Here is a 25,491-nt window from a genome sequence, read left to right as displayed (position 1 = left end):
GCTAGACGCGCGGCCTTGCCGGTTCCGGTTTGTGGTGGCGAGAAAGGACCGAGTCGAGTATCTCGCCCACCCGAACGGCCGTGTGGGACAGCAGGGTTGAGGTGATGCCGTGTGTGTGTTCAGTGGCGCCTTGGAGATAGATGCCCGCAGTGACATGGTCGGTGACGCAGACCCGGTGATCGCGGCTGACGCGCAGCTCGCCGCGGTCATCGCGCTGGCACAGTGCGTTCGCCTCGCCGAGCAGCGGACCCGGGTCCGGAGGTTGATAACCCGTTGCATACACGAGCAAATCGGCCTCCAGGACCTGCTGCTCACCGGTGGGCAGGAACTCCACGGTCACGCGGAGCCCATCGGCGTCGGTTTCCACGGAGCGCAGCCGGGACACGTTGAGCATCCGTAGCCGTTCCTTGCCCTGCACCCGTTCTTGGTACTGGGTGCGGTAGAGCGCATCGATCAGCTCGATGTCCACCGCCGAGTAGTTGGTGCTGCGGTGGTAGCCGAGTAGGGACTCCTTGACCTCGGTGGGGGCCTGGTAGTAGGTGTCCACTGCCTCCGGGTCAAAGACCCGGTTGGCGAACGGGCTGTCGTCGGCCGGGGTGTATCCGTATTTGGCGAACACGGCGCAGACCTCGGCCTCGGGGAAGGCGCGGTGCACATAGGCCACGGTTTCAGCGGCGGACTGGCCCGCGCCGAGCACGACGACGCGGCGCAGGTTTTGGCCCGCCAACTCGGCGACGCGAGGCACCAGGTCGCGGTTGTGCAGCACCCGCTGTGAGGGTTCGGCTCCGGCGGGGAGCCGGTGTTTCATGCCGGTCGCCACGCATATGTCCCGAGCTCGTCGCACCTGGAGGCCGTCGCTCTCGCGACTGGTGACGTCGAAGTACCGTACCTCTCCGTCCTCGGTGACGGGGACCACGGAGACGACCTCGGCGGAGTAGTCCACCAGGTGGGCCAGGCGTCCGGCCGCCCACTCGAAGTAGTCGTGGAACTCGATGCGCAGCGGGAAGAGGGTCTTTTGATTGAGGAAGTCGACCAGGCGGCCCTGCTCCTTCAGGTAGTACAGAAAGCTGTAGTCACTCGTGGGGTCTCGCATGGTGACCAAGTCCTTCGGGAAGGACACCTGCATGGTCGCGTCATCGATGAGCATCCCTCGGTGCCAGCCGAACGCAGCCTGTTTCTCCAGGAATTGGGCTCGGATTCGATCCTCAGTCCTGGCGTGAGTGTTGTGCTCCTCTATCGCGATGGCGAGCGCCAGGTTGGACGGCCCAAAGCCGATTCCTAGCAGGTCATAGATGGTTTCCGTGTTGCGGCTGACATATTTCAACGCAGCATCGCCTCCCTAGCCCGAGCAATCCTAGGTAAGGTTAGCCTTGCCTTGCAATGGTGGTGGGGTTGATCACGCCCATATCGCCCTTGCCGGCGCATGACGGAGCGTCATCCGATCTCTAGGGAGTTGCTGTATGCGGATCGCCATGTTCGGCTACCAAACCTGGGGGCACCGCACCCTGCGTGCGCTGCTGGATTCGGGACACGAGGTGTGCCTGGTGGTGACCCACCCCAAGAGCGACCATGTGTACGAAAAGGTCTGGGATGACTCGGTGGCCGACCTGGCGGCGGAGCACGGGGTCCCGGTGGTGTTGGCCAATCGGCCCGACGCCGAACTGGCCCGTACCGTCGCCGAGGTAGCCCCCGATCTGATCGTCGCCAACAACTGGCGCACTTGGATACCGCCGGAAATCTTCGACGTGCCGCGGCACGGCACCCTCAACGTGCATGACTCGCTGCTGCCCGCCTACGCCGGCTTCTCGCCGCTGATCTGGGCCCTCATCAACGCTGAGCCAGAGGTCGGCGTCACCGCACACCGGATGGACGCCACCTTGGACGCCGGGGACGTCCTCTTGCAGCGCTCGGTGCCCGTTGGCCCCACCGACACCGCGACCGACCTCTTCCACGCCACCGTGGACCTCATCGCCCCGATCGTCACCGAGGCGCTTGAGCTGATCGACTCGGGCAAGGCCGAGTGGACGCCGCAGGACCCGTCCAAGGCGAGCTTCTTCCATAAGCGGGCCCTTGAGGACAGCCGCATCGACTGGACCTGGCCGGCGGAGGACCTGGAGCGATTGGTGCGGGCGCAGTCCGACCCGTACCCCAACGCCTTTACCTACCACCGGGGGCAGCGGCTGCGGATCGTCTCCGCCGGGCTCTCGCAAGGCTGCTACGGCGGCACGCCTGGGCGGATCTTCATCAAGGAGGGCGACGGCGTAGTGATCGTCGCGGGCTCCGACGCCCGGCACGGCCGCAGCCGCGGATTGCTGCTGAAGCGGGTGCGGACCGAGGACGGTACGGAGCTGGCGGCCACCGACTACTTCCGCACCATGGGCGGATACCTGCGCGGCCATCCGGAAAAGGCCGGGTGAGTCAGCGTCGCGGCACAACCATCCACCGGGCCGCCGGGCCCGGCCCGCCATCGGGTCGCCGTGGCCGCGCCGCCCTCGGTGCCAGGGCACGCAACTCCCGGCGGGCCTCCCGGCGAGGCTTGCGGCCAGCCTGCGGAAGCTGACCGCCCGCGGCTCCGTGCCGCGGGCGGCGCAGCGGTGGCACCCGAGGGGGCAAGGGCCGCGCCGCGATGCGCGGTAGCGGACTGCTGGTCCTTGCGGGGGTGCTCGCCGTGCTGGTCGTGCTGAGCACCTGGATCGGCACCAAGGACACCTCGCTGCCCGAGGTGTGGCGGGCGCTGTGGACGAACGACTGCTCGTACACCACCGAGGTGATCAGGGAGTTACGGCTGCCGCGCACCATGGTGGGGCTCCTTGCCGGCGCCGGGCTCGCCGCAACCGGGGCGATCAGCAGTCGCTGACCCGCAACCCGCTGGCCGATCCGGGGCTGCTCCGCGTCAACGCCGGGCGTCGGCCGCCGTGGTCTTCGGCCTCGGCGTGGTCGGCGTCAGCGGTTACCCCACGTTGGTCTGGTTCTCGTTCGTCGGCGCCGCGGTGACCACGGTCATCGTCTACCTCCTCGGCGCCTCCGGGCGCGGTGGTGCATCGCCGGTGCGGCTCGCGTTGGTCGGGGCCGCGATCAGCGCCAGCCTGAGCGGCCTGATCGCCGAGGGCCGGGGTTAACCGGTTCGTGAATCAGCCCTCTCTTGCTCACTTGAAGCTCAGTAAAAAGTAAGGCTAGGCTCACCTAATGAGCGGGTCCGGGTGTGAGGGGCCCGATGTCTTGGGAGGTTGTTGTGACCAATCCGTTCGAGGACGAGGACGGCGTGTACCTAGTGCTCGTCAACGATGACGGCCAGCACTCACTGTGGCCGGCATTCGCGGACGTCCCCGAGGGGTGGATTGCCGTCCATCCCGAGGACACCCGGCAGGCGTGCCTGGATTACATCGAGAAGAACTGGACCGACCTACGGCCCAAGAGCCTGATCAAGAGCATGGCCAACGACCCTTCATGACCGTCCGCCAAAGCCCCGCAGCGGCCTGGGTAGACGCCATTTCCTCGCGGGCGCCGGCATCGCCTTGAAGGGCATGACGCGACGCACTGTCCACTGGTCCTCGTCGCGCGCCGGGCACCAACCGGCTCGGCTTGGCCATCGACCACTGACCCGAACTGCTCCCACGGGAGCGAGCCGAGGCCATCGACGCGTAACTCGTGCGTACTCGACCAGTTCACTGCCCGTCCCCATACTCTCGTCGCCGCCGTACGGCCGGGGGCCGCCGACCAGCGGGCGCTGAGCGGACCCGTGGAGCACGTGGCCCCGCAGGGGCTGGCCGATTGCTTCGTCCGGCAGGCCACCGCGCCCCCGCAGGCCACCACCGACGATGACTTCTTCGCCCTGGGCGGGCATTCGCTGCTGGCCATGCGGCTCGTCAACCGGATTCGCTCCATCCTGGGCACCGAGGCCTCCCGCCACGCCTCCGCCGGTTCCCGGGAACGTACGCTCGCCCCGAAGTCGGTGCCGTTGTCCGATGCGTTGCTGAGCACGACCCCGCCGCTCGCCGTCGGGTGCAAGCACAGCGGCTCACGACACTTTCCGGCGTATCCCGGTTGGCCTTCCGGTACGGTGCCACGTCGCGCCGGTACTGCGCGATGACTAAGCTATGAGCGGCGTGCGCCAGGCGGGGAGGTCTGGCGCACGCTGTCTGTAGCCGATGCCTGGGCGCAGCTGACTGACAGCCGGCTGGCCCCCGAGGTCTGCGGCCCCGGCTGCCCCGCAGGGCTCGGGGCGCGCTCGCCCGCCGTGTGGCGGCACTACGGGCCCCGCGAATGTCGCCAGCCTGGTGCGCGCTGAGGCACTCGTACGGACCTGGGGGCGGCAGCAACCGCCGCCTTACCGTGGCCCGTTGACTACAGCTTCGGATTTTCGCCCCGATGGTCAGGCCCAGGTCGCGCAGCACGGTCAGCATCGGGGAGTCGAGGAAGAAGAGGAAGCAGGCGCCGTTTTGGCCACCGCTGAACGGGGCCCGGGTTGACTTGGAGATCTGCTGGGCGTACTTCTCCTGCACCGGCTTCAGCCGGGTGCGGCATTGGCGACTCGGCGGTGGTGAGCGCTTCCCGCCGGTTGGCGGCTTCGGCGATCTTGTCGAGCTGCTCGTACCAAAGGGCGCCGCTGTCGGACGGGTTGTAGTAGGCGACCGGCGTAATGGTCTTCTGCGGCGCGGTCTTGTCCTTGTAGAACTGGTCAATGATCAGGTCCGGCTTCAGCGCGCCGATCGCGTGCGCGTTGGGCGGCGTCCAGGTCGGCTCGCGGTGGTGGCGGTGGCCACCGCCACCACCGCGCTGTTCAGAATCCCAGCGAGACTGTCGCGTGAGCCGGGCGGCTGCCGGGCTGGCCTCGGTGAGGAAGGGCGCAACACCACGGCGTGCGCAACTCTTCCTCACGCCAGGAGAGGCCGTTCATCGTCAGCGGCCCGGCACGGCGGGCCGTCCGCGAGCGTGGCGGTTCGCCGTAAGCGTTCCCAGGTGTCCTGGTGGGGGACCCAACAGGTCAGTGTCTGGCCCCCGGCGGTGCCGGTGACCAGCCACACCGCACAGCAAGCGGTCGCCATCATCTGTGGGCGGCCGGGCAGGTCTGGATGAGGGCACCAGCGAACGTGCATGAGGTACGTCGGCACGGGGTCGGAGCCGAAGGCGCTGACGTCGCCTTCGGGGCGAGCTGCTGGGGCGTGCGCGACATACAGGCATACGTAGGTGAGGGGCAGCCGCTGGGTGAGCGCGTCCTTCAGGTGGCGCGCAAGGCGCGGGGCCCCGGCGCCCGGGTCCGGGGCAATGGATATGGCCAACCGCGCGTCTACTTCAGCACTGCCTTCCCGGCAGACGTCCATGAATGCTTCCTGGTCGTGTCTGGCCAGCGGAGCCGGCCAGTGGCGTGTGGTGGCGGGCATGACGGTCCCGCGTGGGGCGGGGCCAACTCGGTCATGCGTGACTAGGGCAGCACCGCGCGGTAGCCGTGGATGGCGTTGACCAGGGCGCTGGTGTCCGTCAAGACGGAGTCGGCGGTCGGGTAACTCAGCCACCGGGCCCGCGCGCCGCCATGCCGGGGGTGCTGGACCAGCAGCCAGGCTCCGGCGCGCAGTATCCGGATGCCGGAGGTCGTCGCGGTCCCCACCGGGACGGGGAGGTAGACCTCCTCGCGGATCGTGTCGGCGATGACCGGTCTCTTGCGCACGGCGGCGGCAAGACGCGCCTGGATGCCGTCCCACAGTGCGGCCGGCAGGACGGCGACGTCCCAGTGCACGCCGACCGGCAGGGGGGCGGCGTGCTCGCGCCGCCACTCCTTCGTATCGCTGTCGGGCAAGGTGCGTTCGACCCAGTCGATCGTGGCCTGGTCACGCAGCGCCAAGGGCTCTTGATCCCCGGAAGCTGCGCCGATGCCGCCGCCGGCTGAAGCCCGCAGGCGCAGCTGGCTGGAGCTCCAGGAAGTCGGCACGGGTTTCCTCCGGGGTGCGGCACGCTGCCGGGGGACCGGTAGTCGGCCCGCAGGACGGCTCGCGAAGGTGGTGTGAGCTTCCACCGTCACATGTAAAAACGCATTTAGCAATAGAACTTTTTGTGAATTCACATTTTGTCCAGACTCAAGAACGAGTGACTACGATGATCCACAGATCAGCTCCCCACGAGAGATGGGAGGACTCGTGCCGTCGTCCGACTCCGACTCCGGGCCCCGCCGCGCCGGGCCCGCGCCGGCCGCCTTGCGCCGAGTGATCGCCGCACGTATGCGACGGCTCAGGGAAGCGGCGGACCTCTCCCTCGACGAGGTCGCCCAAGTGCTGCGCATGACCACGATGACCGTCCGCCGCATCGAAGGCGCGGTCAGCAAGCCCAAACTGCCCGTGATCAAGACCCTGTTGCAGCACTACCAGGCGGCCATTGCACAACGCCCGATACTGGAGCAGCTCACTGATGCGGCCATCGCCGACCTGCTGGAGATGGTGGACCGGGCTACGGAGGCCAACTGGTGGGACACCCACCCCGTGGCCTCCGGATGGGTTGCTGACCTGCTCGCCCTGGAAAGCGCGGCCGAACAGATCCGGGAGTACGCCACGCTGGTGCCGGTGCTGCTCCGCACCGCGGACTACGCTGCCGCCCTGGCCGCCGGCCCCTTGCGCGGCGCGCCGCGCCTGCTGGACGACCTCACTCCAGACCGCCTGGCCGTCCTGGCGCGTACCAAAGGCCGGCTGTGGATGGTGATCGCCGAGGCCGGGTTGCGCTGGACGGTCGGCAGCCCCGCGGTCATGCGGGCGCAGCTCGACCACCTGATCGAGTTGAGCACCCGACCGGGCGTGACGATCCAACTCGCCCGCAGCACCCAGGACCCACCGCCTGCCGCACTGGCCGGGGACCACACGTATTACCGTCTACGGCCGGACGTCTTGCCCGACGCCCTGGTGTTCCCTCGCGGCGATCGCGGCGAGCTCGTGGACGACCCGCGCACCGTCACGTACTACACCGAACTGTGGGACCGCACCGTGGGCATGGCCGCATCGAAGACAGAGACGCGCGCGCTACTCAAGGCTTCGCGTGATGACTGGAACCGCGAATAACCGCCCCTTGACTTACACCCACCCCTTACGGAGGAACCCATGACCGATGACCGTCGGCCGGGTATGCAGGTCCCCAACGTCTACGCCGGAGTGCTCCAGTCCTCCGCGAAGAACCTCCACGAGCGTGACCAGGAGCTGGCGCGGACACTACTCACCGCCGTCCCCTCTGCACGTCTGCTCGCCCAACACAACCGCGCCTTCGTCCTGGCAGCGGCCGAGGCGGCCGTGCGCCAGCACGGCATCACGCAGATCCTGGATCTCGGGGCGGGGCGGCCCATGGAGCGCAATGTGCACGACGTCGCCCAGGCCGTGGACACGGTCAACGTGGCCTACGTTGACCACTCCCCAGAGGTCGTGGCCCACCTGGAGGAACACGGGGCCGGCGCCGGGCGGGGGAGCCTCGGCTACCTGGTCGCGGACATTCGCGACCCGCAACTCGTGCTGGAGTCCTCTGTCGTTCGCGAGACCATTGACTTCACCTGCCCGGTCGCCGTGCTCCTCGCCGCGGTCGTGCCTTACATCACCGACGTGGACATCCCCGCCCTGCTCACCGAGTACACCGCGGCTTTGACGCCCGGTTCGCTGGTCGTCCTCTCGCATGGCACGTACGACTTCGCACACACCAAGGTCCAAACGATGCAGGACGTGTACCAGAAATTCGGTATCCCCTCCCATATGCGCAGCCGAGACGAATTGCACGCGCTCATGGATCAGGCCGGCGTCACCGTGCTGCCTCCCGGCATCGTGGCCACCAACCAATGGCACCCCGGCGGCCACTCCCGCGACGCAGATCCGAGCGAGGCTTGCATGTACGGCCTCTGGGGCCGCATCGGGTGACAACACCGAGCGCGGGCACGCTGCCCGCCAGGCTCGCTCTGCCGTGAGCGGATACTCAGCGACCTTGAGTACGACAACTCATGGACGGGTGGCGGCCGTTGGCTATGGTGAGCTGCATGGAAACGGACGCGACCGATATCGGGCCCCCCGACGCAGCGAGCTCGAAGTGGATCGACGGCTGCGTGATCGCGGTGCTGGTGCTCAGCGCCTTGATCGGCCTTGCGGTCTGGGGATGGTCCGAGGTCGAGGACACGTTGAAGGGGGCCGGGCTGATGGCGGGGGCCGCGGCCCCCGAGAGCGTCGAAGCCCTTGCGCTGCCCGGCCCCATCGCCGGTACCAGGACGGCCTGAAGATGAGGGCCGACCCCGCGCCGTCGAGGCCGCACACACGGGTGCCGGGCGCCGCTCGGCAATTGCACCGTAAAACACAGCTCAGCGGTTCCGGTGCGAGATGCGGCTCAGCGAGTTCCCTCCATGCGGAAGGGGTGTGTGGAGAACGCGAAGGTTCCGCGGTACTCCACCACCCCATCGCGCCGTCCCAGCGGCCTCAGCGCCTGCCCGGTGGCAACCCTTCCAGCCCCGGGTCCGCCCTGAGCCCCGGCTTCAGCGCCCGCCCCCTCCTTGGCGCCTGCTGCGCTCCGCCCTTAGCGCCGCCCCCGTAGCCGGCGCAAGAGTTGCATGGCCTGTGACCGCTTCCTGGGGTCGGACGCCGCGCTCCTACCCTGTGCCACCAACCTGCGCCCCTGGGGGCTGCGGGCAAACGCCTTGATGCGACTCACCAAGCCTGGCATGGCTTCTCCATTCGCTCGTTGGCCCGTATGACACGGCTTTGGGTCTGACGATACGCGCTGCCTCGCCGAAAGCCCGGCCCGTGCACGGGCCCAGCGCCGAAGCGCGCCGTCCTTTCCTCGCCTTCATGCCGCTCGACCCGGCGGCCATACTGGACGGGCTGGGGAGATCACAGCGAGACACGACGGGGGCGGCGGCAGTCGATGGCGGATTCGATGGCGGAGACCAGGCTGATCCAGGGCCGGTACCAGCTTCTCGACATCATCGGGCGAGGGGGCATGGGCGAGGTGTGGCGCGCCCGTGACGCATCCCTAGGCCGTCTCGTCGCCGTCAAGTGCCTCAAGCCGATAGGCCCCCAGCACGACGCCTCGTACCTGCGGGTCCTGCGCGAACGTTTCCGTCGCGAGGCACAGGTCGCCGCCTCGCTCCAGCACCGCGGAGTGACCGTGGTGCACGACTTCGGCGAGTACGACGGCATCCTCTACCTCGTGATGGAACTGCTCGAAGGACGCAACCTGAGCCAACTCCTCGATGACAGCCAGCCGCACCCGCTGCCCGTGGCGGACACCGTGGAGATCGCCGCACAGGTCAGCGCGGCGTTGGCCTACACCCACCGGCAGGGCGTCGTGCACCGCGACCTCAAGCCCGCCAACATCATGCGGCTGACCGACGGCACGGTGAAGATCTGCGACTTCGGCATCGCCAGACTCGGCGACGACATCGGCCTCACATCCCGGCTCACGGGAACCGGTGTCGCCATGGGTACCCCGCACTACATGTCGCCCGAGCAGATCTCCGGCGGCGTCGTGGACCACCGCAGCGACCTGTACTCACTCGGGTGCGTGCTCTACGAACTGGCCACCGGGGCCCCGCCCTTCGACCACGAGGACGCGTGGGCGGTACTGGTCGGCCACCGCGACACCCCGCCGGAGCCGCTGCGCAGCCACCGCCCAGAGCTGCCTCCATCCTTCGCGGACGTCGTACTCGACCTCTTGGCCAAGGACCCGGGGGAGCGCCCGGACGATGCCGCCGCGCTCGCCTCGCGCATCACGCGGGGACGGGAGCCGGGAGCCCACACGCTCCAGGCAGCCGATCGCAACGCTGCCCCGGACGGCACCGGAATCGGCATCGGCGCGCCGGCCGCGAGCGGCGACGGAGGCCAGTCACCCGGCGTGGGCGCCCCCCTCGCGGGCGGCCAGCCCCGGCTGCCGGGCTGGGCCCGGCACATGACCACCGGCTCCAAGGCGACGGGCAGCGGTGCGTTGCCCCTGGAGGCGGTGGACCGCTCCGCCGGGCTCACCGGCTCCTGGACGGGCCCCCTGGCCAGCCCGCCACAGGCGGCACCCAGCGTCGAAGCCAAGCGCCCCACTCCGTCGCCGGGGCTGCTCGACCGGCTGGCCATTCGCCACCATGCCGGCCTCAGCTTCGCCCGACTCGGCCGCTGGGAGGAGGCGGGCGAGGTGCACCGCGCGGTGGCCGCCGAGCGGGAGCAGGCGCTCGGCCCCGACCATCCCGACACCCTCGCGTCCCGCTACGAGATCGCCTTCACGCTGGGGCGGCTCGGCCGCCCGGCCGACGCGCTGCGTGAGTACGCCCAGGTGGCCGGCGGCCGAGAACGGGTGCTCGGCCCGGATCACCCCGACACCCTCGCCGCCCGTCAAGAGACCGCGTACGTCCTGGGCCAACTCGGCCGCCACCTGGAGGCGCACCAGGTCTACGTCACCGTGCTGGCCATCCGGGAGCGTGTCATAGGCACTGATCACCCCGACACCCTGCGCTGCCGGCACAACCTGGCCTTCAACCTCAGCCGCCTTGGCCGCTTGGACGAGTCGTACCGGATGGCGTACGAGGTGGCCGCCGCCCGCGGCAGGGTGCTCGGTGCACTGCACCCGGACACGCTCGTCACGCGGTACGAGGTGGCGTACGCACTCGGCCAACTCGGCCGCTGGGACGAGGCCTTGCGCACCTACCGCGAGGTGGCCACCGCACGCGAACAGGCGCTGGGCGCTGACCACCCTGACACCCTCGCGTCCCGTTACGAGGTGGGCATCAGCCTGGGCCGGCTCGGTCGCAGCCAGGAGGCGCTGGCGCTCTACCGGGAGTTGGCCGCTGACCGGACGCGGGTGCACGGCGGCGCCGACCCGGAGACGCTGCGGGCCCGGCACGGCCTGGGCGTCAACCTCGGCCGCCTCGGGCGCTGGGAAGAGGCGCTGGCCGAGGCCAGGGACGTATGCGCCGTCCGGGAACGTGTACTGGGCCACGACCACCCCGACACCCTGGTCAGCCGCCGCGAGGTGGCGGTGTGCCTGGGATGGCTCGATCGCTGGCCGGACGCGTTGACGGCCTATCACCAGGTCGCCACCGCCCGGGCCCGGGTCCTTGGCGATGACCATCCCGACACCCTCGCCAGCCGCAACGACGAGGCGCAGTGCCTGGAGCGGCTCGGCCGCAACGAGGAGGCGGTCGCCGTCTACCGCCAGGCCGCCGCCCTGCACCGGGCCCAAACCCCGCGCGACGACTGACCCGCCGTGTCTCCATCGCTACCGCCGTCACCATCACTGCCACGAAAAGGACACCCGAAGGACGCCTTGCGTCTGACGAACTCCGGCCGCCGCATGCTGATCACCGCCTTCGCCACGATCGCGCTCGCCACTGCGACCAGCGGCGCGTTGGCCGCGCCAGGCCCGGCGCAGCCAACGGCGAGCGCGCCGGGCACGGTGGCCTCCGCCCACGACGCGGGCACCGCGCGGCATGTGGTGCCCGTGCACGGCCACGGGGCCCAACTGCGCCCGCTGGCCGAGCTGTCCGCGCGCCGACTGCTGACGGCGGACCTGGTCGCAGCGGCGAAGTGGGGTACCGAAAGCCCGATCGACGACCCCGAGCGCGAACGGCAGGTGCTGAAGGCCGTCGCGCGGCAGGCGCGCGAGGTGGGCGCCGACCCGAAGGCGACGGTGGGAATCTTCCGGGACCAGATCGAGGCGAACAAGCTCGTCCAACGTGCCCTGCACCGCCGGTGGCAGGCCGACCCGTCACAGGCCCCGACCGAGCCCACCGACCTGGCCGCGGTCCGCGCAGAGATCAACCGCGTCAACGGCGGCCTGGTCCGCGCCATCGCCACCTCTGAGCCCGCCCGCACGGCGCCGCTGTGCGATGTGGTGCTGCTGACCGCGGGCGTACGCACCCGCCAAGAACAGGCGCTGGACCCGGTGCACACCCTGGCGCTGGCCCGCAGCCTGCGTTCGGTGTGCGCGCCACCGGTAGCGGCCGGGCGATAGCCCACGGGACGCCGCCTGCTCGCCGGCTCGAACCTTGACAGGAGCAGCCTGGACGCACGGGCCACGAGGGGGCGCACGGCCAGGAAAAGGAGCGCCGGCGCGGGAGACAAGGGGCAGGCTCGGGGCAGCACCCACAGGCCGGCGATGTCACGTCCGCCTCGCTGTTTGAGCGCTGCCTCACTGCCCCTCTTCCGCATCTCGTACGTGCGTACGCGCGTTCCCCCGGTCACGGGCCGAGCATCTTCCGTAGCGGCCTGTTCCGGACCGGGGTCGATGGATAGTCTGACCCCGGACGACGAACCGGGAGGAGCACGGACGTGGCCGACAGCACCACTGAACAGACACTGGCGGGCGGTAAGAAGCCGCAACTCGACCTGAGCGCCGCGCATTGGCAGTCGAGCAGCCAGGGGACGGGCGATGTGCAAATCGCCTTTGTCGAGGGCTACATCGCGATGCGCGACGGCCGAAGCCCGGAAGGACCTGCGCTGATCTTCACCCCGGCCGAGTGGCGCGCCTTCGTACTCGGCGCCAGAGATGGCGAGTTCGACCTCACCTGACCAGGCTGCCGCCTTCCTGCCGGCGGCCTTCAGGTCGGACCGTGGACGGCCAAGCCGGAACATCTCGGCAAGGCCGCCCGCGCCGTCCCGCCCCTCTCGCCTTGCCAGGCCCGACCCCCCTATGCACATCGCGGCCCTTCCTCATGATGAGTGGTGAAATCCGGGCGGCGATTTCGCTGCCTGGTGGAAAACCCCGGCCAGCGGGTCGAGCCCATCAGCTCCCCCATGCGCCGCGCGACGTCTCCGCGGGCACGTACCATGTGCGCATGTCGTTTCTCCGCCGCCGCAGCGCCGCTACGCCTACAGGTCCGGACTTCGATGTCCTCGCCATGGACCCAGGAGACTGGCCCGGTGACCTCGGTGCCGGGCTGCTGCCCGCGCCGGACGGTAGCTGCCAGGGCGTGTTCTTGCGGTACGACCTGTTCGGTGGGCGCGGGCCCGCGATGATCATCGGGAACCTGCCGGCGGGCTCGCCCGTCCGCGAGGTGGGGGAGGGTGTGCCGTTCGAGGTGACGCAGCTCCTTGACGCACTCGGCCACGACGAACCCGTCGAGACGGTCAGCTCCGAGGACAGCCCCGTGATGCACGAGGACAACCTGCTGATCGTGCGGCGCATCAAGCTCTCCGAGAGCCGGGTCTCCTGCGTGCAATTTGACCGCAACGACGGCGTGCTGGTCACCATCGCAAGCTGGGACCGGCCCATCACCGACGACCTGTATCGGCTGCTGAAGCCGCTGCCGGCAGAGCTTTTCCAACAGACCTGAGCCAGGCGCCTTCGCGACGGCACACGCCCGCAGCACCGCTGATCGGCGACAGCGCGGCGCGCCAGCGCTGAGCAGGCCCCCGACGCCCGGTAGGTGCGGCAGGGGCCTTTCGTCGTCCTCCAGCCGTGGTGGCCGCTGATCGTGGTGCGGGATGTCGTCGCGCTACCGGCCCGTGGGCCGCACCGTCACATCGGCCGCCCGTACGAAGGCCACCCGGTGCCCGAACTGGATTTGGTAGTACGTGTCCTTGCCGCGCACCACCTTGTGGCCGGCTGGATCGAAGGTCGCGGCCCACAGATACTCCCCGCGGGTGCGCAACCCCACCGCGTAACGCTGGCCTTGCTTCAGCGTGTACGGCAGCGGCGACACGGCCTGTACGGGCACGCCCTGCGGGTACGCCTCCGGCTCCGGATACGCCCTGCCATACACCGGGACCTCGCTTGCGCCGGGCCTCGGCGTCACCACCAGGCCCCTGGCGGGCACGGCAGTGGGTCGCTGTGCAGGGTTGTGGAACCACGCCTTTTGCCCCAGGTACCAGATGGCCGTCCAGCCGCTCGCCCGTCCCGCCACCGCGTACTGCTGCCCGGTCGAGGCCCGGGCGCCGGTGTCGTTGACCCCGGTTGTGGACGGCGAGCCATCCGGGCGCAACCCGATGTCCTGGACCAGGGGAGCGTCCGCGCGGGGCGCGGTATGCAGCCGCACCGCGCCCGAGCCGTGCGGTGGGCACGCCTGATCCGGCTTGTCGCAGCCGGTGTAGACCGGTTGGTGCCGGTCATAGTCGGGCCGGATGGTGACCAGGCCACCGCCCGGGCCCGCCGTGCGGGTGAGCGGTGCGCCCAGCAGCTGGAAGTAGTGCGCCCAGTCCCAGTACGGCCCGGGGTCGGTGTGCATGCCCTTGATCGTTGAGGGGACGGTGCCGGGAATGTTGTCGTGGCCCAGGATGTGCTGCCGGTCCAGCGGAATGTCGTACCTGCGTGCCAGGTAGCTCACCAGCCGCGCCGACGAGCGGTACATCGCCTCCGTGTACCAGGCGTCGGGCGCCGTCAAGAAGCCCTCGTGCTCCAGGCCCACCGACTTGGCGTTGACGTACCAGTTGCCCGCGTGCCACCCGACGTCCTTGGTCGGCACATGCTGCGCGATATGGCCGTCCGAGGCCCGCAGGGTGTAGTGCCACGACACGTACTCGGGGTCCTGCACCAGCTTGATCGCGGTGTCCCAGTACCCCTCGGTGTCATGCACCAGGATGTAGTCGATCTGCTGGGACGCCGGGCGGTCGGCCTTGTCATGGTTGCCGTAGTCACCGTCCGCGAGTTCCTGGTACGGGGCGGGGATGGACTCGCAGGCGACGCCGCGCGGGCACTCGACGCCGGGCGCCCGGTCAGCGGCGGGCAGCTTGAGCCGCCGCACCTGCCCGGTGGCGGGCCGCAGACCCGGGTGCGGGTCGATTCGAAGCCGCTGGCCCGAGTCGGTGGTACGGCTGACCCCCGAGCGGATCACCTCGTACACCTCGCCCGCGAACACCGTGGCCGTCGCCGCATCGGAGGCACCCGCATAGTCGGCGACCGCCGCGTACCACTGGGCCGGGTCCTTGCTCAGCGGCAGGCCGAGACGTTTCTGCGCGGCGGCGAGCAGGGCCGCGCCGCCGTACACATTGGCCGTGGCGCTCTTGCGCAGATCCTGCGCCGGGATGCCGGTGAGCCGCTGCGCACGCTCCAGGGTGCGCAGGCGTGCCGGCAGGTCATCGGGCGCCGGCTGCCTCGGTGGCGCGGATGTGACCCGCTTGGGGGCTCGCGCGGTGTCACCGCGAGGGTCTTGCGCGCCGTGTGAGTGATGCGGTGCCTGGGCCAGGGCCGTGGACGCGTCGGTCAGGTGCATGGGGCCGTAGCCGCCGCTCACGCTGGGCGCACCGTGGTGGCCGTCCCAGCGGGATTCTAGGTACGAGACACCGAGCAGCACGCTGTGCGGCACCCGGTAGCGCTCCGACGCGTCCGTGAACGCCTGCCGCAGGCTGCTGCTGTGCGGCTGCTCGGCGGTGGCGGACGGAGCTGATGACAACAGTGGGAACAGCAGGGCGATCGACGCTACGGCTCCTGCCGTACGCGGTGACGGCCTTCGCCTACCGCCGGCGCGGCCTTGCGTTCTCGATCGTCCTCGGGTGAAACCTCGCAATGCAGCCTCCTCAAGCTGAGCCGTAGCAGGCGCGCGCTGGGGGCGCACGTGTGCGATCGGGCGTGCGGGGCTGAGCCCACCTAGAGGTAACTGCTGTCGGACGTCCCGTCAATCAGGTCCGCACGAAAGTTCCAACTTGCCAAGCGCGCTGCGGTGTTCGCACCTCATAGGTCGTGTCGCGGGTGACTGGGTAGGGGCCCGAGCCGTGGGGGGGGGGGGGGGCGCGGGGGGGGGGGCCCCCCCCGCCCGGCCGGGGGGGGGGGGGGGCGAGCGCCGGGCGGGGTGGGCGGGGGAGTCGGCCCGGGGGGGTGGGGGGGGGGGGGGGGGGGGGGGGGGGCGGGCCGCGGGCCGGGCGGGGCGGGGGGGGGGGGGGGGGGGGGCGGGGCCCCCCCGGCGGGGGCCCCCCCCCCCCCCCCCCCCCCCCCCCGCCACTATCCCGTGACAGGTGCGCTGACCGTGCCGGCGACCCGGTCAGCGGGTACCGACCGCGGCTCGTACAGCCCGCCGGGCCAGCCCGCAGTCATCGTGCAGCCGTCGCAGCAGCAGCCGCTGCTGTTCACCCGCGCCCGCGCCCGGCTCGCCGGGGGCCGCCGGGGTGGGGGCGTGCATGGTGCGCTGCACGGCCGTCTCGTACGTCCGGATCTCCCGGGTCAGTACGAGCATCAGGTTCACCAAGAACGCGTCCCGCGCATCGCACCCCGCGTTCTGCGCCAACTGGGCGATCTGCCGCCTGGCCATCGCGGCGTCGGACCCGACCACCACCCACAGCGTTGCCAGGTCATAACCGGGGAGGTACCACCCCGCGTGGTCCCAGTCGATCAACGCCGCCCCGGACGGGGCGAACAGAATGTTCGAGAGCACCGCCTCGCCATGACAGAACTGCCCCTGGCCCTGCCGCCCCTGGGCCTGCGCGATGCCGTGCAAGAGCTTTTGTAGGTCGCCCATGTCCCGGTCGGTGAGCAGACCCAGCTCGTGATAGCGAGAGAGCCGCGCGGGGTAGTCGATGGGCGCGTCGAACAAGCCGGACGGTGGCCGCCAGGAGTTGACTCGGTAGATGGCGGCGAGGGCGCTACGCAGGTCCGCGCGCGGCGGCGGCTCGGCCGAGTGCCGGTGAAAGGTCGCCACCCGTCCCGGCATGCGCTCGATGACCAGGGTGCAGCTGTCCGGGTCGGCGGCGATGAGCCGAGGTACGCGCACCGGCGGGCGGTGTCGTACGAAGGCCCGATATGCCGCTATTTCGTGCCGGAACCGTTCCGCCCACGCCGGCGAATGGTCGAGGAGGCACTTGGCGACCGCCGTGCTGCGCCCCGTCGTGCCCACCAGCAGCACCGAGCGCCCGCCGCGACGCAGCACCTGAACGGGGTTGAACTCGGGACACACCCGGTGCACGGCCGCGATGGCCGTACGCAGCCGTGCCCCCTGTGGGCCGGACAAGTCGAGCCTTCCGCTCAACGGCTGGGGCACGATGCCCTCAGCGCGCCGCGCCCGCCCGCCATGGCTGGGATCGAGATAGGGCGCACCGCCGCCGTGCGGACGGTGCGGCCGAAGAGGGGCGGACACGGGGGACGATGCTGTGTACATGGGCGAAACAGATCCCTTCGTGTGCCGGCAAGTGCGTGCGCCCAGGCCCGGAAGGTGGCCGCACCCTGGGGAATGCGATCCGCCTGCCGGGCCGGGTCCCCTGTTTCGGGCAAGGTCCGCAAGCTCGTACCGGGTGGGGCCCAGGGTGTGGGCCCCATCACTGCCTGACAGCGCTGGGTAACAGGCTGCTGCGGTGACAACCCCGTAGGCCGTGACAGCTCCGGAGCTGTCACTTCACCTGCTGTGTTGTCCCGAACTGCGTGCCATCACCAGGTGCGATAACGGTGATCTGAACTGGCGGATGCTTTGCGTAACCTGAACTCGAAAGCCAGGGGAGGGTGGCGCGTTCCTACCGGACACCCGCGCGCGGGTGGCACACCATGTGGCGGACCCTGGCGAACCCTGGCGAATGCTCGCTACCCCCTACCTCGGCCGTTACTGTCAACTCAGCCGAGGAACCTGGGGGCTTGACGTGACGAGGGAACCCAATAGCCGTCTTGCGGACCTGTTCGGCCTTGCCGGCTGGTCCAAGGGGGAACTCGCGAGACTCGTGAACCGGCAAGCGGGGGCCCTGGGCCATCCGCAACTGGCGACCGACACCTCGCGAGTGCGGCGGTGGATCGAGACCGGTGAGACACCACGCGATCCCGTGCCAAAGGTGTTGGCTGCCCTGTTCACCGAGCGACTCGGTCGTGTCGTGACCATCGAGGACCTCGGATTCGGCCGCCACGGACGCGTGGGGAAAGGGCAGGCTCACGACGTTCTGTCCTGGGCGCCCGGGCGTACGGCCGCGGTCCTCACCGAATTCACGGGAATGGACCTCATGTTCAACCGACGCAGCCTGGTGGGTGCAGGAACCGCGCTCGCCGCGGGTTCCGTGCTCAGCAGCGCCATGTACGACTGGCTGCACGCCGATCCCGCCCTGGCATCCACCGCCCCCCGTCTCGACCCTCCACTCGCCGCCGACTACGCCAGCTTCGATCGCTATGAGGCGGCCCCCGTGGGCTCAGCCGAGATCGAAGCGCTGGAAAACTCCGTTGACATCTTCCGGGCCTGGGACGCGTCCCGCGGCGGCGGGTTGCAGCGTAAAGCGGTAGTGGGCCAGCTCAACGAGGTGGGGGGCATGCTTGCCTATCGCCACCCGCCCCATCTCCAGCGCAGGTTGTGGGGGGTGGCGGCGAACCTGGCGGTGCTCGCCGGGTGGATGTCACACGATGTGGGCCTGGAACCCACCGCCCAGAAATACTTCGTGATCGCCGCGCACGCCGCACGCGAGGGTGGCGACCGCCCCCGGGCCGGCGAGGCGATGTCCCGTGCGGCCCGGCAGATGGTGCATCTGGGCCGCCCGGGCGATGCGCTCGACTTGATGAAGCTCGCCTCGTCCGGTTCGGGCGAAGAAGCCCTCCCGCGCACCCGCGCCATGCTGCACACCATCGAGGCATGGGCGCAGGCGTCGATGGGCCGCGGGCAGGCCATGCGGCGCACGCTGGGCGAGGCCGAGGAGCTTTTCGCATCGGATAAGGGCGATGTGCCGCCGCCGAGTTGGATGCAGATGTTCGACGAGGCCGACCTGCACGGCATGCAGGCGTTGGCGTACCGCACGCTCGCGGAGCACGACCCCAAGGCGGCGGTGACCGCCCAGCGCCATGCGAAGGAGGCGCTGCGGCTGCGGGTCGAGGGCCGGGAGCGGTCGCAGATCTTCGACCACCTCTCGTTGGCCTCCGCCTGCTTCATCGATGACGAGCCGGAACAGGGCGACAACTACGCACGACTTGCCCTGGCCACCATCGGTGAGACCTCGTCGCACCGCACCTGGGACCGGTTGCGTGAGATGTACCGACTCACCGGCCGGTACACGAGCCGTACCGACATCAAGGATCTACGAGAACAGATCCAGGAAGTGATGCCGCAGTACGGCGGCAACGGCGGACAGGGCCACAGCACCCTGGTCTGACGGCCGGCCCAGCAGCGCCGCTTGTGTCGTGGGGTTGTTTGTGTCGCAACGCTGTTTGCTGTGCGACGTTTTTTGCCTGGCACAGCTGGTTGCCTGGCACAGCTGGTTGTGTTGCGAAGCTGTTGATGTTGCAAAGCAACGGACTCCGGGGCAGCGCGCACGCATGGGAGACACGGCCGTTGAGGTGCTGGCCGTACGTTACGCATGCGTACGTCGGGCATGGTGTACGTCGAGCAACCGCCGTGGGTACTGCGCTGGTCAGCGGTGGGCCGGTGAGGGGTGGGAACCGATCCGTGCAATGAGGACGCACGCATCGTCCTCGCGCTGTTCGTCGCCGAACGCCTCGACAATGGTTCGTACGCACTCCTGCGCGGTGCGGGCCACGGAGAACCGTGGAGCCAGTGACAGCAGTCGCTCGGCTCCTGCCTCGACACTGGCTTGTGTGCTGCGCGGCGCGAGTCCATCGGTATGCAGCACGAGCACATCGCCCGGCTCCAGCACCTCCGTTCGCTGGGTGTAGGTCGCGCCCGAGGTGGCGCCGAGCAACACGCCCTCCGGGGGGCGCAACGCCCACCCCGTCCCGCCGCGGAAGATCAGCGGGGCGGGGTGGCCTGCTTGAGACCAAGTGAGGGTGCGCGTACGGGAGTCGTAGAGGCCGCATACGGCGCTGCCGAGTGCGGGTTGGGCCGAGGCGTCGAGCATCTGGTTGAGGAACCCCATCAGCGGGCCTGGCTCGACCCCGGCGACGGCCATGCCGCGCAGTGCGCCGAGCATGGTGGCCATGCCGGAGGTGGCGGCCACGCCATGGCCGGTCAGGTCGCCGACGCTGAGCAAGGTGCGCCCATCGGGCAGATGGAGCGCGTCGTACCAGTCGCCGCCGATCAACGCGCTGATGGCGGAGGGGAGGTAGTGGGCGGCGAGATCAAGTGCCGTGTTGCCCTCAGGGTGCGGGAGCTGGAGGGAACTGCGCCATGGTGGCAGTACGGCTTCTTGTAACTCGACCGCGAGCCGGTGCTCGGTTTGCGCGATGTGTCGTTGGCGCTGTAGGGAGTCACGAGTTTCGTGCAGCGCCTGCTGGCTGCGGCGCAGCTCGCTGACATCGCGCAGCACGGCCCACATGGAACCGGTGCTGCCGTCTGCTTCGAGCACGGGCTCGCCCACCATGTGCACCGTGCGCTCGCGGTCGCCCGGCCCCGCGATGCGAAACTCGCCGTTGATCGGCTTGCCGTCCACCAGGCAGTCGGTGACCATCGCGGTCAGTGTCGCCTGGTCATCGCAGTGCACCCAGGAAGGCAGTTCGTCCAAGGAAAGGCCGCCATCGGCCGGGCGCCTGCCGAAGATCTCGTACAACTCGGCAGACCAGGTCACCTCGTCGGTGAGCAGGTTCCACTCGGCGCTGCCGACCCGGCTCAGCAGCGAGCGCCGCTCCGGTTCCGGCGGCGCAGCCGGCACCCGCTCCCGCGGCGGGGCCGCTTCCTCGGGATCGACGGGCAGCCCCTCGCGGAGTTGGCCCAGATGCTCGCCGAGGTCATCGAGGTGGTGGACGGCTAACTCGCACAGGACGCGCTGCCAGCGAGCGTGCGGATCTTCACTGTGCTCGTCCTCGACGCCGGACTCGCGCCGTACGGCGTCAACGCCGCCGCGCAGTCTCCGGGTTTGCGAGATCAGCGCGTCGAGAGCGCTGCGTGCGCCGCGCTCAGGCGGCTGCGGAGCTGGGCGGTCCGCGAAGAGGGGGGACGGCATGGGACGTACTCCGATACAGGCGCGGCGCGACCAGTTAGACGGAAGGGCCGGTTACGACTGTTGCACAGGCTGCGACGGTCCGTAAGAGGTTTGGCAATACCCGATACGGTGGTGCTCCTGACATATGCCACCGGCCTTCCATGTGGAGACCGAGTGCGAGCTCTGCGGAATCCTTTCTTCCAGGTAGGCTGCGGCGCTCGGGATGGGCATCCTTGCCGGGGCCTGCTGCTGTTCATCGGGCATACCGGCTGCGAACACCGGCGAACACCGGCAAGCGCCGGCAAGCATCGGCAAGAATGCCGGACGAAGGAAATCCCGTTGCCAGTCGAACCCCCCGCCCCGGATGCTGACCTCATGTTCGATCCAGACATAGCGCCCAGCGGCTCCCTGCTCGGCCTCCTCCAGCGAGGCCGTGGCGACGGGACCCTGCATGCCCTTGCGGCGCCGCGGGCCGAGGCGCTTGCCGCGCTGTACCAGTGCGTGTTGCGCGACCCCCGCCGTGACTGGCAGGTGGAGAACCGCTCCCTTTACTACGCCCGGCTCTGCATGGAGCTCGACGGCGGACTTGAAGAGATCGAACAACACCTCTTCCATCCCGACGACCTCCTCGACACCGCTGAGGAGCGCACCGGGCTCACCCTCGCCGTCCTCGGTCATCTCGCCTCATACGGTCGCGATGACGCGTTGCACCTCCTGCGTCGGTACGCCGCCACGGGCGGTAACTGGCAGTGGGCGCTCGACGAACTGGCGCTGCGAGACGACGACAGCGGGCTGCGCGCCCTCAGCAGTCTGGTGCTCGCCCGCTTCCCCCACACAGCCGAGGGGGAGGCGCAGCTCGCGACCACGGCCCGCGACGCGTTCGAGCCACGCCCCTGGCGGCTGTGGGCCGAGGACGACTCGGAGCCGGGCAACGCCGCCCGGGTGCGCGCGGCCCTGGAGAACGGCTGCTTCGACCGCTGGCAGCGGCAGCTTCGGCCGACCGGGCCGCGGCCGGGCTGGAGCGTACGAGAGGTGTTGGACTGGGCGCAGCAGGGCCTCGACCAGCACCCCACCCAGCATCGGTTTGGGCCCGCTACCCGCTGCCTGACCGCAGTCGCTGGACCCGAGGACCGTCCCGCGATCATCGCCGCGGCCACTGAGGGGCCCGATGCGGCGCGCGCCACGGCCCTGCGCTACCTCGCCGAACAGCACGCCCCCGAGGCGCTCAGGCTCATCGAGGCCGCAGCCGAGGCCCCCTCCGCCCTGGTGGCGGAAGCCGCCATCGGCGCCTTCGAGCGCATGCGCAGCAATGCCTCGCTGGCCAGGGCCAGAAGCTGGGCCCACCGCGAGGACGGGCTCGGCTCCGCCGCCGCATCGCTGCTCGCCCGCAGGGGTGGCCAGCACGACGCGACGCCAGTGCTCAGCACCTTGCGCCGGGTGGTGCGCACCGAGGGGCCCGATGCGCCCGTGCTCTGGGACCTCGTGGACGGGGCGGGTCGGCTGACCATCGCCTGCGCCGCGCCGGTGCTACGGCACATCTACCGCGAGACGTCGTCCTCCCAGCTACGCGGCAGGTCAGCGCGCGCGCTGGCCGCGACCGATCCGTCGTTCCCGGCCGGGTTCGCGGTGGAGTGCTTGTGGGACTGCGAGGAATCCACCCGCGAACTCGCCGCCCGGCACGCCGCCACGGCCGACTCCCGCGTCGTGGATCGGCTGCGTAGCCTCGCCGCCGATCCGGCCGAGGAGGCCGAGGTCCAAACCGCCGTACGCAGCCGGATCGATCCGGACACGGCGTCCTTGTGAGCGGGCGCGCGCAGGGCGAGGGCTCGATCCCTTAGCCCAGCCCAGCCCAGCCCAGCCCGAAGGGGCTTACGTGGTGCGAAGGCTGCGGCGCATGCGCGAAGGCGCGGGGTACGGGTGGCCGCCGGGATGGGCAGATAGCCAGATAGTCAGACAGCCAGGCGGCCAGAGGGCCAGGCAGCCACATGACCGCGGCCCGCAAAGAGGCCGCCTTGTGGCGGGGCGTTTTCCGGACAGACCCGCCCGGCAGGGCAGAACATGCCCTCACCAGCGGCGAACGCTCATGGGACGTTCCCTGGCCGGAAAGATCCACGTGGCCCGCGTCACGTTCCGTGCGCCGACAACACCGGTATGCGTGTCGCCATCGTCACCGAATCCTTTCCGCCAGACATCAACGGCGTCTCCCACTGCGCCCTACAGACCGCCCAGCATCTCGCCCGACGCGGTCACGATCCCCTCGTCCTCGCCCCCGCCGGAGCGCAGGACTGTCCGGCCGACAGCGACGGGACCCACCCCTATCCCGTCGTCCGCGTACCCTCCCTGCCCCTGCCCGGCTATCCGCAGGTACGCGTCGCCCTGCCCAGCCGCCGAGTCGCCGCCACACTCACCGCACACCGCACCGACGTCGTCCACCTGGCCAGCCCCTTCATCCTCGGCGTGCGAGGCATGGCCGCCGCCGCCCGGCTGCACATCCCCGCCGTCGCCGTCTACCAGACCGACATCGGCGGCTACGCCCGCACCTATCTGGGCACCGGCGAGGGCACCGCCTGGCGGCGCATCCGCGCCGTGCACGCCGCCGCCGACCGGACCCTTGCCCCCTCCACCGCCGCCGCCCGGGACCTCACCGAGCACGGGGTGCCCCGGGTCGCGCTGTGGCCACGGGGCGTGGACACCGAACGCTTCCGCCCCGCGGCCCGTGACCTTGAGCTGCGCCGCACCCTCGCACCCGGCGGGGAACTCATCGTCGGCTACGTCGGCAGGCTCGCCCCCGAGAAGTGCGTGGAGCTGCTCGCCCCGGTCAACGCCCGGCCAGACGTCAAGCTGGTCGTCGTCGGTGACGGGCCCAGCGCCTCCGGGCTGCGCTCGGCGCTCCCCGGGGCGCAGTTCCTCGGCCGTCGTACTGGGGAGGAGCTGGCTCGCATCTTCGCCTCGCTGGATGTGTTCGCGCATACCGGGCCGCAGGAGACGTTCTGCCAGACCGTGCAGGAGGCGCAGGCCAGCGGCGTGCCGGTGATCGCTCCCGCGGTCGGAGGGCCCCTCGACCTCATCGCGCACGGACGCACCGGGCTGCTCGTGTCGCCCGGCGACTCGACCGCCGTACTCGACGCGGTCGCGCTGCTTGCCGAATCGCCGCGGCTGCGCGCGGACCTGGGCCGGGCAGGCCGTGCCGCCGTGGAAGGTCGCACCTGGCAGGTGGTGGGCGATCTGCTGCTCGACCACTACGCGGAGGTACTGGCCGAGCGGGCCGGACGCGTCACGGAGGGCAGGGCGGCATGAGTGGATCGCTGCGCATCGTCCGGCTCGCCAACTTCATCACCCCGACCTCGGGAGGGCTGCGCACGGCGCTGCGCGAGTTGGGGACCGGGTACCGGGCCGCCGGTCATGAACCCGTTCTGATCGTCCCCGGCGAGCGGTCGTCCGACGACGTCACCGCACAGGGGCGCGTGATCACCGTCCCCGGTCACGAACTCCCCGGCACCGGTGGCTATCGCGTACTGACCGGCCGTCGTACGGTGGCCCGCCTGCTGGAACGCCTCGCTCCGGACCGGCTTGAGGTCTCCGACCGCACCACGCTGCGATGGACGGGGGAGTGGGCCAGACAAGCCCGCGTCCCCGCGGTCATGGTCTCCCACGAGAGTGCCGACGCCGTGCTGCGTACCTGGGGTGTGCCGCCGGCCGCCGCTCGCTATGCCGCCGATCGGCTGAACAGCCGCACCGCGCTGGCCTATTCGCGGGTGGTATGCACCACCGAGTGGGCGGCGCGCGAGTTTCTACGGCTCGGCGTGACCAATCTCGTACGCGCCCCACTTGGCGTGGACCTCGAACGGTGTCACCCCGCCTGGTACAGCGCCGCATTGCGGGCCGGACAGGTCAGCGGGGCGACCACCTTGGTGGTGATGTGCTCACGGCTGTCGCCCGAGAAGCGGCCGGGGCGCGCCCTGGATACGGTCGCCGAACTGCGTCGGCGCGGTATCGGTGCCCAGCTCGTGATCGCAGGGGACGGACCGCTGCGGCCCCGGCTCACTGCACGTGCCCGCGCCGAGGGGCTGCCGGTGACCTTCCTTGGCCATGTCGCCAGCCGCACGGAGTTGGCCGCGTGGCAGGCCAGCGCTGATGTGGTGCTGGCCCCTGGACCTGCTGAGACGTTTGGTCTGGCCGCGCTTGAGGCGCTGGCCTGCGGCACGCCCGTGGTGGTCAGTGCGTCATCGGCGCTGCCCGCCATCGTGGGCCCGGCGGGCGAGACCGCCCAGGACGATGGCCCGGCGTTCGCGGACGCCGTCGAACGGGTGCTGGCCCGCCCCGAACCGGCCCGCCGTGCCGCGGCCCGTGCGCGTGCCGAAGGTTTCGGCTGGCCCAGCGCGGTCGCCGCGTTCTTGGCCGCGCACGACGCGGCACCGGTGGCTCGCGTGGCGGCCGACGCCGATGCCGCCTCAAGCCAGCCGGCGCACTCCATAGCGGCTGCCCAGGGCGAGGCAGCGAAGCCACCGCACGACATGGTCCTACGCACGGCGGAGCCGGTGCCGCCGGGTGACGGGGCCCCGCTGGCCGAGGAGCTGAGCCGGCCCCGTGTGGCGGAGCCGTCGCCCGACGCCAGCGCGGGGGCGGGCTGGGCGCAGGCCGGCTGAGCGGGGACCGGCCGGTTGCGCTGCCGCCGGGCGGGGAACGGGCCATGCCGCCTGGCCTCGCCCGGCCCCGTACCGGCCAGGGGGCTGCTGCCCCACCGCTCTGCCCCATCCCCCGCATGGCCCGCAGCGGCACCAGCCACCAGCGCCAGCGGCGGCCC

Annotated in this window: 22 protein-coding genes and 1 pseudogene; 16 read left to right on the top strand and 7 right to left on the bottom strand. The window is 70.4% G+C overall.

Going from position 1 to position 25,491, the window contains the following annotated elements; all coding sequences use genetic code 11:
- Window position 1: 1 nt before the first annotated feature.
- Window positions 2–1,324, bottom strand: a complete 1,323-nt coding sequence (locus tag FHS42_RS11515; RefSeq protein ID WP_184571772.1) for a lysine N(6)-hydroxylase/L-ornithine N(5)-oxygenase family protein — start codon at window positions 1,322–1,324, stop codon at window positions 2–4.
- Window positions 1,325–1,460: 136 nt separating this feature from the next.
- Here FHS42_RS11515 and FHS42_RS11510 point away from each other — a divergent pair, with 136 nt between their 5' ends.
- The 5 genes and pseudogenes from FHS42_RS11510 to FHS42_RS39375 all read left to right on the top strand — a co-directional run.
- Entirely contained in the window at window positions 1,461–2,417 is a 957-nt protein-coding gene (locus FHS42_RS11510; RefSeq protein ID WP_184571770.1) for a methionyl-tRNA formyltransferase, read from the top strand.
- Between the two features lie 209 nt (window positions 2,418–2,626).
- Window positions 2,627–2,857, top strand: a complete 231-nt coding sequence (locus FHS42_RS38170; protein WP_281392725.1) for an iron chelate uptake ABC transporter family permease subunit — start codon at window positions 2,627–2,629, stop codon at window positions 2,855–2,857.
- A 58-nt stretch (window positions 2,858–2,915) separates the two neighbouring features.
- Window positions 2,916–3,119 (top strand): iron chelate uptake ABC transporter family permease subunit, encoded by a 204-nt coding sequence (locus tag FHS42_RS38165; protein WP_312866833.1) that lies wholly within the window; start codon window positions 2,916–2,918, stop codon window positions 3,117–3,119.
- A 113-nt stretch (window positions 3,120–3,232) separates the two neighbouring features.
- Window positions 3,233–3,451: an MbtH family protein gene (locus tag FHS42_RS11500; RefSeq protein ID WP_312866832.1), complete on the top strand. Its 219-nt coding sequence runs from the start codon at window positions 3,233–3,235 to the stop codon at window positions 3,449–3,451.
- Between the two features lie 357 nt (window positions 3,452–3,808).
- Window positions 3,809–3,898, top strand: a pseudogene (locus FHS42_RS39375) (phosphopantetheine-binding protein); the annotation flags it as partial.
- Between the two features lie 446 nt (window positions 3,899–4,344).
- Here FHS42_RS39375 and FHS42_RS11490 read toward each other — a convergent pair.
- The 3 genes from FHS42_RS11490 to FHS42_RS11480 all read right to left on the bottom strand — a co-directional run bounded on the left by FHS42_RS11490 (window position 4,345) and on the right by FHS42_RS11480 (window position 5,926).
- Complete coding sequence (locus FHS42_RS11490) at window positions 4,345–4,878, bottom strand: TroA family protein (RefSeq protein ID WP_184571766.1); 534 nt, start codon at window positions 4,876–4,878, stop codon at window positions 4,345–4,347.
- Window positions 4,875–5,321, bottom strand: coding sequence for a hypothetical protein (locus FHS42_RS11485; RefSeq protein ID WP_184571764.1), 447 nt, complete (start codon window positions 5,319–5,321; stop codon window positions 4,875–4,877). Before FHS42_RS11485 ends, FHS42_RS11490 begins: the two co-directional genes overlap by 4 nt.
- 101 nt (window positions 5,322–5,422) lie before the next feature.
- Window positions 5,423–5,926, bottom strand: coding sequence for a hypothetical protein (locus FHS42_RS11480; protein WP_184571762.1), 504 nt, complete (start codon window positions 5,924–5,926; stop codon window positions 5,423–5,425).
- A gap of 205 nt (window positions 5,927–6,131) precedes the next feature.
- Here FHS42_RS11480 and FHS42_RS11475 point away from each other — a divergent pair, with 205 nt between their 5' ends.
- The 7 genes from FHS42_RS11475 to FHS42_RS11445 all read left to right on the top strand — a co-directional run bounded on the left by FHS42_RS11475 (window position 6,132) and on the right by FHS42_RS11445 (window position 13,261).
- Window positions 6,132–7,040, top strand: a complete 909-nt coding sequence (locus FHS42_RS11475) for a helix-turn-helix domain-containing protein (RefSeq protein ID WP_184571760.1) — start codon at window positions 6,132–6,134, stop codon at window positions 7,038–7,040.
- Window positions 7,041–7,079: 39 nt separating this feature from the next.
- The gene (locus FHS42_RS11470; RefSeq protein ID WP_184571758.1) at window positions 7,080–7,877 is read left to right on the top strand and encodes an SAM-dependent methyltransferase; all 798 of its coding nucleotides are present in this window, start codon (window positions 7,080–7,082) and stop codon (window positions 7,875–7,877) included.
- Window positions 7,878–7,993: 116 nt separating this feature from the next.
- On the top strand, window positions 7,994–8,227 hold the full coding sequence (locus FHS42_RS11465; protein WP_184571756.1) for a hypothetical protein: 234 nt from the start codon (window positions 7,994–7,996) through the stop codon (window positions 8,225–8,227).
- A gap of 653 nt (window positions 8,228–8,880) precedes the next feature.
- Window positions 8,881–11,187 (top strand): serine/threonine-protein kinase, encoded by a 2,307-nt coding sequence (locus FHS42_RS11460; RefSeq protein WP_184571754.1) that lies wholly within the window; start codon window positions 8,881–8,883, stop codon window positions 11,185–11,187.
- A 66-nt stretch (window positions 11,188–11,253) separates the two neighbouring features.
- Window positions 11,254–11,940: a gamma subclass chorismate mutase AroQ gene (gene aroQ / locus FHS42_RS11455; protein ID WP_246494569.1), complete on the top strand. Its 687-nt coding sequence runs from the start codon at window positions 11,254–11,256 to the stop codon at window positions 11,938–11,940.
- A 317-nt stretch (window positions 11,941–12,257) separates the two neighbouring features.
- The gene (locus FHS42_RS11450) at window positions 12,258–12,497 is read left to right on the top strand and encodes a DUF397 domain-containing protein (protein ID WP_184571752.1); all 240 of its coding nucleotides are present in this window, start codon (window positions 12,258–12,260) and stop codon (window positions 12,495–12,497) included.
- 266 nt (window positions 12,498–12,763) lie between these two features.
- Window positions 12,764–13,261, top strand: a complete 498-nt coding sequence (locus tag FHS42_RS11445; protein ID WP_184571750.1) for a hypothetical protein — start codon at window positions 12,764–12,766, stop codon at window positions 13,259–13,261.
- Window positions 13,262–13,423: 162 nt separating this feature from the next.
- On the opposite strand, the gene FHS42_RS11440 is transcribed toward FHS42_RS11445, so the two are convergent.
- Window positions 13,424–15,316, bottom strand: coding sequence for an N-acetylmuramoyl-L-alanine amidase (locus FHS42_RS11440; protein ID WP_246494567.1), 1,893 nt, complete (start codon window positions 15,314–15,316; stop codon window positions 13,424–13,426).
- Window positions 15,317–15,901: 585 nt separating this feature from the next.
- A complete protein-coding gene (locus tag FHS42_RS11435; protein ID WP_184571746.1) occupies window positions 15,902–17,011 on the bottom strand; it encodes an aminoglycoside phosphotransferase family protein in 1,110 nt (369 codons plus the stop codon).
- Between the two features lie 472 nt (window positions 17,012–17,483).
- Between FHS42_RS11435 and FHS42_RS11430 the strand changes: the two genes are divergently transcribed.
- On the top strand, window positions 17,484–18,965 hold the full coding sequence (locus FHS42_RS11430; RefSeq protein WP_184571744.1) for a DNA-binding protein NsdB: 1,482 nt from the start codon (window positions 17,484–17,486) through the stop codon (window positions 18,963–18,965).
- A gap of 258 nt (window positions 18,966–19,223) precedes the next feature.
- Here the strand turns inward: FHS42_RS11430 and FHS42_RS11425 are convergent, their stop codons facing one another.
- Window positions 19,224–20,708, bottom strand: a complete 1,485-nt coding sequence (locus tag FHS42_RS11425; protein WP_184571742.1) for a PP2C family protein-serine/threonine phosphatase — start codon at window positions 20,706–20,708, stop codon at window positions 19,224–19,226.
- Between the two features lie 354 nt (window positions 20,709–21,062).
- On the opposite strand from FHS42_RS11425, the gene FHS42_RS11420 reads away from it, so the two are divergent.
- From FHS42_RS11420 to FHS42_RS11410, 3 genes are all read left to right on the top strand, one after another.
- Window positions 21,063–22,490 (top strand): HEAT repeat domain-containing protein, encoded by a 1,428-nt coding sequence (locus FHS42_RS11420; protein ID WP_184571740.1) that lies wholly within the window; start codon window positions 21,063–21,065, stop codon window positions 22,488–22,490.
- A 348-nt stretch (window positions 22,491–22,838) separates the two neighbouring features.
- Window positions 22,839–23,984 carry a glycosyltransferase family 4 protein gene (locus FHS42_RS11415; RefSeq protein WP_184571739.1) on the top strand — a complete coding sequence of 382 codons (1,146 nt, stop codon included), beginning with the start codon at window positions 22,839–22,841 and terminating at the stop codon, window positions 23,982–23,984.
- On the top strand, window positions 23,981–25,333 hold the full coding sequence (locus FHS42_RS11410; RefSeq protein WP_184571737.1) for a glycosyltransferase: 1,353 nt from the start codon (window positions 23,981–23,983) through the stop codon (window positions 25,331–25,333). The genes FHS42_RS11415 and FHS42_RS11410 overlap by 4 nt, the downstream gene beginning before the upstream one ends.
- Window positions 25,334–25,491 lie beyond the last annotated feature (158 nt).

The sequence above is a fragment of the Streptomyces zagrosensis genome, assembly GCF_014203645.1.
GTDB lineage: Bacteria > Actinomycetota > Actinomycetes > Streptomycetales > Streptomycetaceae > Streptomyces > Streptomyces zagrosensis.
This window is presented reverse-complemented; position numbering and strand designations above follow the sequence as displayed.